11 protein-coding genes are annotated in these 14,131 nt (G+C 44.9%); 10 read left to right on the top strand and 1 reads right to left on the bottom strand.

Going from position 1 to position 14,131, the window contains the following annotated elements:
* Positions 1–49 precede the first annotated feature (49 nt).
* The 10 genes from RBH91_RS16235 (at position 50) to coaE (ending at position 12,525) form a co-directional block, all read left to right on the top strand.
* A complete protein-coding gene (locus RBH91_RS16235) occupies positions 50–514 on the top strand; it encodes a DUF441 domain-containing protein (protein ID WP_307892220.1) in 465 nt (154 codons plus the stop codon).
* A 446-nt stretch (positions 515–960) separates the two neighbouring features.
* Entirely contained in the window at positions 961–2,079 is a 1,119-nt protein-coding gene (gene citZ, locus RBH91_RS16230; protein ID WP_307892219.1) for a citrate synthase, read from the top strand.
* Between the two features lie 159 nt (positions 2,080–2,238).
* On the top strand, positions 2,239–3,510 hold the full coding sequence (icd, locus tag RBH91_RS16225) for an NADP-dependent isocitrate dehydrogenase (protein ID WP_307892218.1): 1,272 nt from the start codon (positions 2,239–2,241) through the stop codon (positions 3,508–3,510).
* Between the two features lie 49 nt (positions 3,511–3,559).
* On the top strand, positions 3,560–4,498 hold the full coding sequence (gene mdh / locus RBH91_RS16220; protein ID WP_076763246.1) for a malate dehydrogenase: 939 nt from the start codon (positions 3,560–3,562) through the stop codon (positions 4,496–4,498).
* 346 nt (positions 4,499–4,844) lie between these two features.
* Positions 4,845–5,567, top strand: a complete 723-nt coding sequence (locus RBH91_RS16215) for a response regulator transcription factor (protein ID WP_076763244.1) — start codon at positions 4,845–4,847, stop codon at positions 5,565–5,567.
* Positions 5,560–7,314 (top strand): two-component system histidine kinase PnpS, encoded by a 1,755-nt coding sequence (gene pnpS, locus RBH91_RS16210; protein ID WP_307892217.1) that lies wholly within the window; start codon positions 5,560–5,562, stop codon positions 7,312–7,314. Before RBH91_RS16215 ends, pnpS begins: the two co-directional genes overlap by 8 nt.
* Positions 7,315–7,565: 251 nt before the next feature.
* A complete protein-coding gene (gene polA, locus RBH91_RS16205) occupies positions 7,566–10,205 on the top strand; it encodes a DNA polymerase I (RefSeq protein WP_307892216.1) in 2,640 nt (879 codons plus the stop codon).
* 18 nt (positions 10,206–10,223) lie between these two features.
* Positions 10,224–11,051 carry a DNA-formamidopyrimidine glycosylase gene (mutM, locus tag RBH91_RS16200; RefSeq protein ID WP_076763238.1) on the top strand — a complete coding sequence of 276 codons (828 nt, stop codon included), beginning with the start codon at positions 10,224–10,226 and terminating at the stop codon, positions 11,049–11,051.
* Between the two features lie 219 nt (positions 11,052–11,270).
* A complete protein-coding gene (ytaF, locus tag RBH91_RS16195) occupies positions 11,271–11,903 on the top strand; it encodes a sporulation membrane protein YtaF (RefSeq protein ID WP_076763235.1) in 633 nt (210 codons plus the stop codon).
* 16 nt (positions 11,904–11,919) lie between these two features.
* On the top strand, positions 11,920–12,525 hold the full coding sequence (coaE, locus tag RBH91_RS16190) for a dephospho-CoA kinase (protein WP_307892215.1): 606 nt from the start codon (positions 11,920–11,922) through the stop codon (positions 12,523–12,525).
* Between the two features lie 26 nt (positions 12,526–12,551).
* Here the strand turns inward: coaE and RBH91_RS16185 are convergent, their stop codons facing one another.
* Positions 12,552–13,775 carry a pectate lyase family protein gene (locus RBH91_RS16185; RefSeq protein ID WP_307894777.1) on the bottom strand — a complete coding sequence of 408 codons (1,224 nt, stop codon included), beginning with the start codon at positions 13,773–13,775 and terminating at the stop codon, positions 12,552–12,554.
* Positions 13,776–14,131 lie beyond the last annotated feature (356 nt).

Here is a 14,131-nt window from a genome sequence, read left to right as displayed (position 1 = left end):
GAGTCCTGTTATTATGAGAAAGGTCATTAAAAAATGGAGATGAATACAGATGTTTACTCAAGCTAATTTATTTTTGCTTCTTTTGCTGGCTATCGCTTTAATAGCGAAAAACCAGTCTTTAATCATTGCCGTCTCCGTGCTTTTGGTCATCAAGCTGGTGGGCCTTGACCAAAAGCTGTTTCCCTCCATACAGTCCAAGGGAATCAACTGGGGCGTGACAGTGATTACAATTGCCGTTTTAGTGCCTATCGCAACAGGGGAAATCGGTTTTAAACAGCTTCTCGAAGCGATGAAATCATATTATGCATGGATCGCCCTCGGGGCCGGCATCCTCGTAGCGCTGATCGCCAAAAACGGCATCACATTGCTTGCTGAAGATCCGCATATTACGACCGCTCTTGTTTTCGGAACGATTTTAGCCGTCGCTTTATTCAAAGGCGTCGCGGTTGGCCCTTTAATCGGCGCCGGCATCGCGTATCTTGTCATGCAGGCCGTTCAGCATTTCACGCCTTAGGCAAGCCTTTTTATGAAAAAGCCCCCTTTTGAAAAAAAGGGGCTTTTTTTTAATAAGAAAAAACAGATCAAAACGTTTCGTGTATAAAAAAATTTCAGAGCCGTATTTTTTTAAAAAAACATAATTGAATATAAATAACACTGGTAAAACTACTAAAAATCTGTCAATAGAAGTCAGCTCGGCTAAAAAATAAGAAAAAAAAACTATAGTTAAACATTTAACAAATGTCTGATTATTGTTTATAATATAAATATGCTTAATCTTTATTAAGCTTATCGGAGTATTGAATGGTATAAAGAGACGCACAATTGTTTTATTTGAAAAACGATTTAATGTAAGCATTTTCTTTTTGGGTAGAAGAAGATGTATACATCATGCGTTGTTTTTACTCCTAGGTTTTGGTTTAATTTTAAAAGGGGAAATTTTTAAACAAGGGAGAGATGGATATGACAGCAACACGCGGCCTTGAAGGGGTAGTCGCCACTACATCATCAGTAAGTTCAATTATTGATGATACTCTTACATATGTAGGGTATAACATCGATGATTTGACAGAAAAAGCTAGCTTTGAAGAAGTTGTATATCTGCTTTGGCATTTAAAACTGCCGAACAGAGGAGAGCTTGCCGAGCTCAAAAAACAGTTTTCAGAAAACGCCGGCATCCCCAAAGAATTAATTGATCATTTCAAATCCTACTCAAATGGAAAAGTCCACCCGATGGCAGCGATTCGCACAGCCGTTTCTTTACTGGGGCTGTTCGATGAAGAAGCAGATCAAATGGATGCGGAAGCAAACTACAGAAAAGCGGTGCGCCTCCAAGCGAAGATGCCTGCACTTGTCGCTGCTTTTTCCAGAATTCGCAAAGGTCTGGAGCCTATCGATCCAAATCCGGAACTCGGATTTGCCGCCAATTTTCTTTATATGCTGAATGGAAAAGAACCTTCGCCGGTAGAAGTGGAAGCGTTTGATAAAGCTTTGATTCTGCATGCTGACCATGAATTGAACGCATCTACTTTCACAGCCAGAGTATGCGTGGCCACGCTTTCAGACGTTTACTCAGGTGTAACAGCAGCGATCGGCGCTTTGAAAGGTCCGCTTCACGGCGGTGCAAACGAAGCTGTTATGAAAATGCTTTCAGAGATTGGTGAAGTGGAAAACGTAGATTCGTATATTCAAGCCAAACTCGAAAAGAAAGAAAAGATTATGGGATTCGGTCACCGCGTATATCAGCAAGGAGATCCGCGCGCAAAACATTTGAAGGAAATGAGCAGGCGGCTGACGAATTTAACCGGTGAAAGCAAATGGTTTGAGATATCCCAGCAGACTGAGGAAATGGTCACATCTCAAAAAAAGCTCCCGCCAAACGTAGACTTTTATTCTGCATCGGTTTATCATAGCTTAGGGATTGACCATGATCTTTTCACCCCTATCTTTGCGATCAGCAGGGTATCAGGCTGGCTGGCGCATATTCTTGAGCAGTATGAAAACAACCGCCTGATCCGTCCGCGGGCTGATTATATCGGTCCTGACATGCAGACGTTCATTCCGATTGAAGAAAGAAGCTGATCAACTGTTAAAGAGGTTGTCCGCGCATCGTCTGGCCAGCCTCTTCCAGGCTTTATTTCAAACATGAAATCATGAATCTATGAAAAAACATGCTTGTCTCCCTTCAAAGGGGAAACAAATGTTTTTCTATATGCATTACATATTATGGGAGGTTTTATTGTGGCACAAGGTGAAAAAATTACAGTCTCTGGCGGAGTATTAAACGTTCCAAATAATCCGATCATCCCGTTTATTGAAGGGGACGGAACCGGTCCTGATATTTGGAGAGCGGCTTCCAGGGTTTTGGAGGCAGCTGTAGAAAAAGCGTATAACGGCGAAAAGAAGATTACTTGGAAAGAAGTCTATGCCGGGGAAAAGGCATACAACAAAACGGGAGAATGGCTTCCTGAAGAAACGCTGGACACGATCCGCGAATACCTCATTGCGATTAAAGGTCCTTTAACGACTCCTGTCGGCGGCGGAATCCGTTCATTAAACGTAGCCCTCAGACAAGAGCTGGATTTGTTTACATGCTTGCGCCCTGTCCGCTATTTCACCGGCGTACCTTCTCCGGTTAAACGCCCTGAAGATACAGACATGGTCATCTTCCGCGAAAATACGGAAGATATCTATGCGGGCATTGAGTATGCCAAAGGCTCAGAAGAGGTTGAAAAGCTGATTTCCTTCCTGAAAAACGAGCTTGGCGTCAACAAAATCCGTTTTCCTGAAACATCGGGAATCGGCATCAAGCCGGTTTCAGAGGAAGGCACATCAAGACTTGTCAGAGCTGCGATCGAATATGCGATTGAGCACGGCCGCAAATCTGTGACCCTTGTTCACAAAGGAAACATCATGAAATACACTGAAGGAGCCTTCAAAAACTGGGGCTATGAAGTGGCTGAAAAAGAATTCGGCGATAAAGTATTCACATGGGCTGAATATGACCGGATTGTAGAAAAAGACGGCAAAGACGCGGCAAATAAAGCGCAAAGCGAAGCTGAAGCGGCTGGTAAAATCATCGTCAAAGACAGTATTGCCGACATTTTCCTTCAGCAGATTCTGACTCGTCCGGCTGAGTTTGACGTCGTAGCGACAATGAACCTGAACGGGGACTACATTTCAGATGCCCTTGCAGCCCAAGTAGGGGGAATCGGCATCGCACCGGGAGCAAACATCAACTATGAAACAGGACATGCCATCTTTGAAGCGACTCATGGCACAGCACCTAAATATGCAGGCCTTGACAAGGTAAACCCGTCTTCGGTTATCCTTTCCGGCGTTCTGCTTCTTGAACACTTGAACTGGAACGAAGCTGCTGACCTTGTATTGAAAGCGATGGAAAAAACAATCGCATCCAAAGTCGTGACATACGATTTTGCTCGTTTGATGGAAGGCGCGACAGAAGTGAAATGCTCTGAGTTCGGGGATGAACTCATTAAAAACATGTCTTAAGCGACAGGATTTCAAGAAAAACATCAAACAATATAAAGGGGTAGAAAAAATGGGAAAGAAGCGAAATAAAGTATCCGTCATTGGAGCAGGTTTTACTGGTGCAACAACCGCATTTTTAACGGCTCAAAAAGAATTGGCTGATGTCGTGCTGGTCGACATTCCGCAGCTGGAAAACCCTACAAAAGGGAAAGCGCTCGATATGCTTGAAGCAAGTCCTGTTCAAGGATTTGACGCAAACATTAAAGGGACGGCAAATTATGAAGACACAGCCGGTTCTGATATTGTCGTGATCACGGCGGGCATCGCAAGAAAGCCGGGGATGAGCCGGGACGACCTCGTGGCTACTAATGAAAAAATCATGAGGAGCGTCACAAAAGAAGTTGTCAAATATTCACCTGACTGTATCATCGTCGTTTTAACAAACCCTGTTGATGCGATGACTTACGCCGTATACAAGGAATCAGGTTTTCCGAAAGAGCGGGTCATCGGGCAGTCGGGGGTTTTGGATACTGCGAGATTCAGAACGTTTGTTGCTCAGGAGCTGAACCTATCTGTCAAAGACATCACAGGTTTTGTACTGGGGGGACACGGAGACGATATGGTTCCGCTTGTTCGCTACTCTTATGCCGGCGGCATTCCGCTGGAAACGCTTCTTCCAAAAGACCGGATTGATGCAATTGTCGAAAGAACAAGAAAAGGCGGGGGAGAAATTGTCAACCTGTTAGGAAACGGAAGCGCCTATTACGCGCCTGCCGCTTCCCTGACCGAGATGGTTGAGGCGATCTTGAAAGACCAGCGCCGCGTACTGCCGACCATTGCCTACCTTGAAGGTGAATACGGCTACAATGGGATTTATCTCGGTGTACCGACAATTATCGGCGGAAACGGTCTTGAGCAGATCATTGAACTTGACCTGACTGAAACTGAAAAAAGTCAGCTTGATCAATCAGCTCAATCGGTTAAAAACGTCATGAAAGTTCTCTCATAAAGAAAACAGGCAGGAAGGCTTTTATAAAGTCTTCCTGTTTTTTGGATAAAGGCGCTTTTACATAAACGAGAAAATGAAAATCAAGACATAAACATAGGCTGTCAGCATATACCTAATCATAATCATCTGCCCGGACATTTTCATCTTTTAAAGGATTTTGAACCTGTCATCAAACTTTTATCATTGAACGGCCGGATGTTTTGCCCAAAAAGAGATTTTATTTTTAAAACTATGAAAAATCAAATTGTCGAACAGAAAGGCTTTCGTTAAAATAAGAGTGAAAACGTTAATTACAGATAAAATAGAGATAGAGATGTCGGGGAAATATGAAGGCTGGAGGCATGTCATGAGCAAAAAGATATTAGTTGTAGACGATGAGGAATCGATTGTTACGCTTCTTAAATATAACCTTGAACGGTCGGGCTACCACGTAGTGACGGCTATGGACGGAGAGGCGGGCCTGTTGAAGGCGGTGGAAGAGAAGCCGGATCTGATCGTGCTTGATCTGATGCTCCCAAAAATGGACGGGATTGAAGTTTGCAAGGAGCTCAGACAGAAGAAGCTGATGTATCCGATTTTAATGCTGACCGCAAAAGACGATGAATTTGATAAAGTGCTCGGACTTGAGCTGGGAGCAGACGACTACATGACAAAGCCGTTCAGTCCGAGAGAGGTAACGGCAAGGGTCAAAGCCATTTTAAGAAGAACGCAGACTCTGCCTGTTCACTCGGATGAACCGGAAGAATTAGAGACAGGCGAATTGATCATCGGCGATCTTAAAATACTGCCTGAACATTACGAGGTCTACTTTCAAAATGAACGTCTCGAACTTACGCCCAAGGAATTCGAGCTTCTATTGTATCTTGGAAAGCATAAAGGAAGGGTGCTGACGAGAGACCTTCTGCTGAACGCTGTCTGGAATTATGACTTTGCCGGAGATACGCGCATTGTCGATGTCCATATCAGCCACCTTCGCGATAAAATCGAAAAAAATACAAAAAAACCAGAATATATTAAAACGATTAGAGGTCTAGGCTACAAAATGGAGGAGCCGAAACTGAATGATTAAATTCCGGACCCGGCTTTTAGCTGCCCTGCTGACGCTCTTGATTCTCGTTTTTGCCTCACTCGGTTTTCTGCTTGTTCACTTGTTCCATTCTTCCTACAACACAAAAATAAGCAGTCACATTGAAAAAGAGGCCGCCTTGATTGCTTCAATGGCGGATACCGGAAATCTGAAGTCTGCGGAGCAAGAGGCGCTTTTAGAGAAAGCAAGCCGTGAACTGGACAGTGATGTATCACTGGTTGATACAAAAGGTCAGGTTCTTTTTCATTTTGGCGGCCGTGCGGCAGATCAATCTGTCATAAAAGAAGCCCTTGAAACGGATTTAAACGGTGAAGGCGGAGGCTTCAGGATAAAACCGGATGATGAGTCTCTGTTCCGCTATGTCCAGCCGCTGAAAGAAGATGGGAAGCTGCTTGGCTATGTCTTCATCAGCTCGCCTCTCGATCCGCTGCATGATATCAACCAAAAGATCTGGATTCTCCTCGGTGTCAGCCTTGGAACAGCTTTTTTGATCATAGCCGGGCTGGGAGCCAGAATCACGTCCCAATATACGAATCCGATTGAGTCTGCGACACAAGTTGCAATTGAGCTGGCAAAAGGAAACTATAAAGCCAGGACATTTAATGAAGATGAAACGATGCTGAGCCAGTCTATCAATATGCTGGCCCAGAATTTGCAGGACATGACGAGAGCCCAGGAAATGCAGCGGGACCGGCTGCAAACCGTGATCGAAAATATCGACTCAGGCTTGATCCTCATCGATGGAAAAGGCTACATCCATTTGGTGAACCGCGCCTACCAGAAGCAGTTTCATGTCGAGGCTGACCAGCTTCTTTACCATTTCTATCATGAAGTGCTTGAACATGAGGAAATCGTCAATCTCATTGAAGAAATATTTATGACGGAAACAAAGGTCCGCAAGATGTTCAAGCTGCCGATCAGAATTGAAAGGAGATATTTTGAGGTCGACGGCGTTCCGATCATCGGAATCAATGATGAATGGAAAGGAATCGTTCTCGTCTTCCACGATATGACGGAAAGAAAGCAGCTTGAAGAAATGAGGAAGGACTTTGTCGCGAATGTCTCCCATGAACTGAAAACACCGATCACTTCAATCAAAGGATTTACAGAGACGCTGATGGACGGAGCCATGAATGAGCGGGAAACCCTGCTGCAGTTCCTCTCGATCATTTTAAAAGAAAGCGGCCGGCTGCAAACCCTTATTCAGGATCTGTTGGACCTTTCGAAAATTGAGCAGCAAAACTTCACTTTAAATATTCAAGATTGTGATATCGGCGAAATTCTTGCAGAAATCGAAATGCTTTTAAAGAATAAAGCAGAGGAAAAAGGCATCACACTGATGCTGAAGAAGCCGAAGGACCAGGCGGCTGCTACAGGAGACCCGCACAGATTAAAGCAGATTTTTTTAAATTTGGTGAACAATGCGCTCACATATACACCGGAAAATGGCAGTGTGACCATTTCTGCAGAAGTGCTTGAAGATGAAGTGCAAGTCAAGATAGAGGACACGGGTATCGGTATCAAGCGTTCGCAGATCCCGAGAATTTTTGAACGTTTTTACAGGATTGATAAAGACAGAAGCAGGAATTCGGGCGGGACCGGTCTCGGCCTTGCAATTGTTAAGCATTTAGTCGAAGCGCATCATGGAGAAATCGATGTCGAAAGCGAGCAAGGAAAAGGCACCGTATTTACGGTCCGCTTAAAACGCGCTTCAAACGAGCCGGAATAAGCAAACTTTACAAAGGCTTTACAACTTCTATATACACCTTTAAAACTTGGCTGATAGGATCATTAGTGAAACCCCTTCATCCAAGGAGCCATATGGACGGACGCGAAGATCAAACGCGTCCCTTTTTTTATTTCCTTTAATGGAAAGGACTCTGATTTTCCTTTCAAAATGAACTTTGCTAAAATAAAATAAGCCACTATGAGCATGAAGTTGAATGGAAGCGAAAGAATCGGCTTCTTAGGAGGATAAAGATGACTGAAAGAAAAAAATTAGTGTTAGTTGACGGAAACAGCCTTGCTTACCGTGCGTTTTTCGCCCTGCCTCTTCTCAGCAATGAAAAAGGAATACATACAAACGCGGTATACGGTTTTACAACCATTTTGATGAAGATGCTTGAAGAAGAAAAGCCAACCCATATGCTGGTCGCTTTTGATGCGGGAAAAACAACGTTCAGACATAAAACCTTTAAAGAATATAAAGGAGGCAGGCAAAAAACGCCCCCAGAACTTTCCGAGCAACTGCCGTTTATTCAGGAACTCTTGGATGCTTACAAGATCTCCAGGTATCAGCTTGAAAACTATGAGGCGGACGATATTATCGGAACACTTGCCAAATCTGCCGAGAAAGACGGTTTTGAAGTCAAAATCTTTTCCGGCGATAAAGATTTGACACAGCTTGCGACGAAAGAAACAACGGTTGCCATCACGAAAAAAGGCATTACAGATGTTGAATATTATACGCCTGAACACGTTCAAGAAAAATATGGGCTCACCCCTCGGCAAATCATCGATATGAAAGGCTTGATGGGAGATGCATCAGACAATATTCCGGGCGTTCCCGGCGTCGGCGAAAAAACGGCGATCAAGCTTTTAAAACAGTTCCATACGGTTGAAGCCCTTTTATCATCAATAGATGAGGTGAGCGGGAAAAAGCTGAAAGAAAAGCTTGAAGAGTTTCAAGAACAAGCGTTGATGAGCAAAGAGCTTGCGACAATCATCACGGAAGCTCCGCTTGAGCTCACTCTTGACGGCCTCGGGTATGAAGGCTTTGACAGGGAAGCGGTTGTGAAGCTGTTTAAGGATCTCGGCTTTAACTCATTGCTTGAAAGGCTTGGAGAAGAGCCGGAGGAAACAGAAGCAGAACAGTTTGAGGACATTGAGGTAACGATCAAAACTGACATTTCCGATGACTTGTTTGCATCACCGGCTTCAGTTGTTGTCGAACAGCTTGGAGACAATTACCACGAAGCTCCGATTCTCGGTTTTTCGATCGTCAATGAAAATGGCGTCTTCTTCATTCCGCAGGAGACGGCCGTTCATTCCGACCGTTTTAAAGAATGGGCAGAGGATGAGTCGAAAAAGAAATGGGTGTTTGATGCGAAGCGTGCGGCTGTTGCTTTGCGCTGGCAGGGCATTGAACTGAAAGGGGCTGAATTTGACGTTCTCCTCGCGGCCTACATCATCAATCCGGGACACTCGTATGATGATGTTGCAAGCGTTGCGAAGGAACATCACCTGCAGCTCGTCTCCTCTGATGAAGCGGTCTATGGAAAAGGTGCGAAACAGGCTGTTCCCGCTGAAAAAGAACTTGCCGATCATTTGGGCAGAAAAGGAAAGGCAATTTCACTGCTCCGCGAAAAGCTGCTTGATGAATTAGAAAAAAACGAACAGCTTGAGCTGTTTGAAGATCTCGAAATGCCTCTCGCCCATATTCTTGGTGAGATGGAATCCATCGGCGTCCAAGTCGATGTGGACAGGCTGAAAAAAATGGGTGACGAGCTTTCCGGAAAACTGAAAGAGTATGAAGAGAAAATTCACGAGTCTGCTGGTGAGACGTTTAACATCAACTCACCTAAGCAGCTTGGCGTGATATTGTTTGAAAAACTCGGCCTGCCGGTCATCAAAAAAACGAAAACAGGCTTTTCCACATCAGCCGATGTTTTGGAAAAGCTTCGCGACAAACATGTCATCATCGAAGACATCCTGCATTACAGACAAATCGGCAAGCTGCAGTCCACATATGTCGAAGGGCTCTTAAAAGTTATCCGCAAAGACAGCCATAAGGTGCATACGCGCTTCAACCAAGCTTTAACACAGACGGGAAGGCTGAGCTCGACCGATCCAAACCTGCAAAATATACCGATCAGGCTTGAAGAGGGCCGGAAAATCCGGCAGGCGTTTGTTCCATCGCAAAAAGGCTGGCTGATGTTTGCAGCGGATTATTCGCAAATCGAACTGAGGGTTCTCGCCCATATATCAAAGGATAAAAATTTAATTGAAGCTTTTACGAATGATATGGACGTTCATACGAAAACGGCGATGGATGTTTTCCATGTATCTGAAGAAGAAGTCACACCGGCGATGAGAAGACAGGCAAAAGCCGTTAATTTCGGAATCGTCTACGGCATCAGCGACTACGGTCTGTCGCAAAATCTGGGGATTACCAGAAAGGAAGCGGCTGCGTTTATTGAACGGTATTTCAACAGCTTCCAGGGAGTCAAAGAATACATGGAAGAAACCATTCAGGAAGCAAAACAGAAAGGCTATGTCACGACACTGTTAAGCCGGAGAAGGTATATTCCGGAACTGACGAGCCGGAACTTCAATCTCCGCAGCTTTGCCGAGCGGACGGCGATGAATACCCCGATCCAGGGAAGCGCTGCAGATATTATTAAAAAAGCGATGATCCAAATGGCAGAAAAGCTGAAAGAAAAAGATCTCCAAGCCAAACTGCTATTACAAGTGCATGATGAATTGATTTTTGAAGCGCCTGAAGAAGAAATCAAAGAGCTTGAAAAGCTGGTTCCGGAAGTGATGGAAAATGCATTAGAGCTCGATGTTCCGCTTAAAGTGGACTGCTCTTCAGGACATTCTTGGTATGACGCCAAATAAAGAAAAGGAAGTGATGATGTGCCGGAATTGCCAGAAGTCGAAACCGTCCGGCGCACTCTTGCCGGACTTGTAAAAGGGAAAACAATCGATGCGGTTGACATTAGATGGACAAAGATCATTAAACGGCCGGCAGAACCTGAGGCATTTGCAAGACTTCTTGCCGGACAGACGATTCAGTCGATAGACAGAAGAGGAAAGTTCTTATTGTTTCATCTCGATCACTGTGTCATGGTTTCACATTTGAGAATGGAAGGGAAGTACGGTCTCCACCAAAACGGGGAGCCTCTTGATAAACATGTGCATGTCATTTTCAGGTTTACAGACGGAACGGAGCTCCGCTATCGGGATGTCAGAAAATTTGGCACGATGCATTTGTTTAACCCGGGCGAGGAACAGACGGAGCTGCCTCTCAGGCAGCTCGGCCCGGAGCCTTTCAGCGACGAGTTTACAATCGGGTATTTAAGGGAGCGTCTGCAAAAAACAAACCGTTCGATTAAAACCGCGCTACTCGATCAGCGGACAGTCGTCGGATTGGGAAATATATATGTGGATGAGGCGCTGTTCAGAGCCGGCATCCACCCGGAAGCCGTTTCAAACAAGCTGACGAAAAAACAGACGGCTCTGCTGCATGAAGAAATCGTTAAAACGTTAAAAGAAGCGGTTGAAGCAGGAGGAAGCACAGTCAGGTCTTATATCAACTCACAAGGGGAAATCGGCATGTTCCAGCTCAAGCTCTTCGTCTACGGCCGTAAAGATGAACCTTGTAAAACATGCGGAATGGCTATTGAAAAAACGGTCGTTGGAGGGAGAGGTACGCATTTCTGTGTAAAATGCCAAAAAAAATGATGATCACATAAAGGCTAAATCCGGGCCGTAAAGGCAAGTCATATCTGGTTTCAGGCTGAGTTTTATAGCCGTCTGCGCAGCGGTTTTTAGGGTGTGTTGGCTCTTTTTCGATGAACAATACACAGATGGTTTTCTTTTCTCATATATATAAGAAGCCTATAAAAGCTGCCTAAGGCTAAAAATTTACACAGCCGCATCAACAGAAAGGAAGAACCGGATATGATGTTTGCGTCATTCTTGCTGCTGGCATTTGCCGTCAGCCTGGACAGTTTTTCAGTCGGATTTACTTACGGATTGCGAAAGCTGAAAATTCCTTTTAAAGCGATTTTGATTATCGCATTTTGCTCAGGCGTCGTTATGCTGATTGCCATGATGATCGGGTCTCTTTTGGCGAAATTTTTCCCGGTTGTGATAACAGAGAGGCTCGGAGCCGTTATTTTAATGGGGATCGGCGTTTGGGTGCTGTATCAATTCTTCCGGCCGGAGAAAGAACAGGAACTTGTCCTTTCAGAGAAGACGCTGATTAACCTTGAACTGAAATCACTCGGAATCGTCATTCATATCTTAAGGACGCCGACAAGCGCTGATATTGATAAATCAGGCATTATTACCGGCATGGAAGCTGTCCTGCTCGGTTTCGCCCTGTCGATTGACGCGTTTGGCGCGGGGATCGGAGCAGCCGCACTCGGTTTTTCGCCTGTTCCGATGAGTATAACGGTAGCCGTCATGAGCTCTTTATTTGTGTTTTTTGGCATTCAGGCAGGCCGGTTTTTATCAAAATGGAACTGGATGGATAAACTGACCTTTCTTCCCGGTATATTGCTGATCATGATCGGAATTTGGAAACTGTAAGAAGGAGGTGTGAGTTTTGACATTGGTCATCGGTTTAACCGGAGGTATTGCCAGCGGAAAAAGCACTATCGCACATATGTTTCAGCAGTGCGGCATCACTGTAGTTGATGCCGATGTGATCGCAAAGGAAGCCGTTGAACAGGGGATGCCTGCATACCGAGACATTGTGTCGGCATTTGGAGACGGCATACTGCTTGAAACGGGTGATATCGACCGGAAAATACTCGGAGAGATTGTATTTACAAACGAACAAAAAAGAATGCAATTAAATGAGATCGTCCATCCGGAAGTGAGAAAAACGATGATCATACAACGCGATGAAGCCATTCAGGCCGGAGAGCAGTTTGTGATCCTTGATATTCCGCTTTTGTATGAAAGCGGGCTTGAACATTTGACAGACAAAGTGATCGTCGTCTGGGTGCCGAAAGAGCTTCAGCTCAAGCGGCTGATGAAAAGAAACCAACTCAATGAAGATGAGGCGCTGAACCGAATTCATGCCCAGTTCTCCCTTGACGAAAAAAAGAAAAAGGCTGACGCCGTCATCGACAACAGCGGCAGCCTGAAGGATACAGAAAAGCAGCTTCATCAGCTGCTTGACACATGGTCAAACCTTGAAAAGTGAGGCGTGAACGCGCTCACTTTTTTTATTTAATTATTTTTAAAATGACTGAAGTTTGCATAATACAGCGCCGAACGTTGGGCTCCCGCATACCGTTCGGCGAAAGCTTTTGCGTTTCCTGCTTTCATCGCCCGATAGCTGTAATTAGATGAAGGATTCCAGCTGGTCTCCGCTGATTTCTGCCCCTTTATGGCCGGGTATGATCCGACATCTTTAAACAGGCCGTCTCCGTAATCATCCAATATGCCGCCTTTCTCGCTGCCTGCGCCGAAGTAATTGGCTTCCGAATAAATTTTCGCCTTCGTCGTAATCGTAAAGCCAAGGTGGAAGTTGTTGATATAATTGTTTTTCACATGAAAATAGCCGTACCGCATCAGCCCGGGAGCCCTGACATAGAGATTGTCGAAATAATTATGGCTGATCGTCATCCGCGGATAACCGTCATATATATTGTGGTACTGCTGATCATCTTCAGGCCAGCCGAGAATCAGGCCGTATTTGTGATCTGTGAATTTGCTGTGGGACAGTGTAACATAATCGGCTTTGGCGCCGACGTATAAGAGCTTGTCGACATCTGGGCCGTTTTCTGAATAGCTGTGTCCCTGAAATGTGACATGGTCAATCCAGTAGTTTCTCGAATCGGTAATATATACAGGGATGTCGTTGTTTTCACGAATGGATTGATCATGGGCGATCGTCAGGTTTTTAAAAATGATATTGCCTGAACTCGCGTTTGTTTTGAAGTAAATGTTGTTCAGCTTATGTTTTTCAAACGAGCCGACAATCGTTTTATTCGCGCCCACTGTCAAGACCGTTTTTGCCGAAGTACTGATATTGTTGGAAACCACAACCGTTCGCGGTGTTGTATCTTCGATATTTGCCTTCAGCTCCGCCAGATTGTTGACATAGACGACATTTCCAAGCAGGCCGCCGGTTGTGCCTGTTTTTTGCCTGCCGCTCGTTTCCTTTGCATATCCGCCGAAACCTTCGAGCCCGTCGCTTGGCAGCTTCCACTTTTGGAGAGAGCTGCTGGTATATTTGGCGAGCTTCACTCCGCTTCCGTCTAATGTCAGCGCCAGATTGTTGTTTAGCGCACTGACGATTTTATAAGTGATAAAATCTCCATTCCCATCTTTGTCTGCTCCGATGATGTTCCACAATTCTTCCTTCCGTGAGTTGTCATAGTAGACCACAGCGGGATTATTGTCTGAGAGCGCGTAATGAGCCGGAATGATAATTTTGCCGTTTTTCATATTTCTGATTTTGAACTGTTTTCCGTCTGAAGTATCAAGCCGCCATCTCTCCTCTTTTTCTCCGCTCGTCTGTTTTGTTGTAAGCGGGGCGTTGTCCTGATCACCGAGAGGGGTGATGTTTAAGCCTGATGAACTTTCCAGCCGGATTCTCTGCTTCGGATAATGTTCGTCTGCAGCAGAGGCGTATGTGGTGTCGAATACAAAATAAATGCTTGCCGCAAATAAAAAAGAAATGATAAACCATGCATTTTTGTTTAGATTCATGTTTGTCCTTCCTTGAAGACACTGCCTTCTGTTGTGTGAAAAATTAGCGCTGTTGCAAATTGTAGCACTTAAGATGTATTTGAAATATATGC

The sequence above is a fragment of the Bacillus swezeyi genome (assembly GCF_030908325.1).
Taxonomy (GTDB): Bacteria; Bacillota; Bacilli; order Bacillales; family Bacillaceae; genus Bacillus; species Bacillus swezeyi.
The sequence above is the reverse complement of the archived record's forward strand: the minus strand, read 5'-3'. Positions and strand labels throughout refer to the sequence as shown.

What these genes read in the sequence shown, in the direction of transcription:
- RBH91_RS16215 (WP_076763244.1), top strand. Translation starts at nt 4,845, where the DNA reads ATGAGCAAAAAGATATTAGTTGTAGACGATGAGGAATCGATTGTTACG.
- mdh (WP_076763246.1), top strand. Translation starts at nt 3,560, where the DNA reads ATGGGAAAGAAGCGAAATAAAGTATCCGTCATTGGAGCAGGTTTTACT.
- pnpS (WP_307892217.1), top strand. Translation starts at nt 5,560, where the DNA reads ATGATTAAATTCCGGACCCGGCTTTTAGCTGCCCTGCTGACGCTCTTG.
- RBH91_RS16235 (WP_307892220.1), top strand. Translation starts at nt 50, where the DNA reads ATGTTTACTCAAGCTAATTTATTTTTGCTTCTTTTGCTGGCTATCGCT.
- citZ (WP_307892219.1), top strand. Translation starts at nt 961, where the DNA reads ATGACAGCAACACGCGGCCTTGAAGGGGTAGTCGCCACTACATCATCA.
- ytaF (WP_076763235.1), top strand. Translation starts at nt 11,271, where the DNA reads ATGATGTTTGCGTCATTCTTGCTGCTGGCATTTGCCGTCAGCCTGGAC.
- RBH91_RS16185 (WP_307894777.1), bottom strand. Translation starts at nt 13,775, where the DNA reads ATGAAAAACGGCAAAATTATCATTCCGGCTCATTACGCGCTCTCAGAC.
- polA (WP_307892216.1), top strand. Translation starts at nt 7,566, where the DNA reads ATGACTGAAAGAAAAAAATTAGTGTTAGTTGACGGAAACAGCCTTGCT.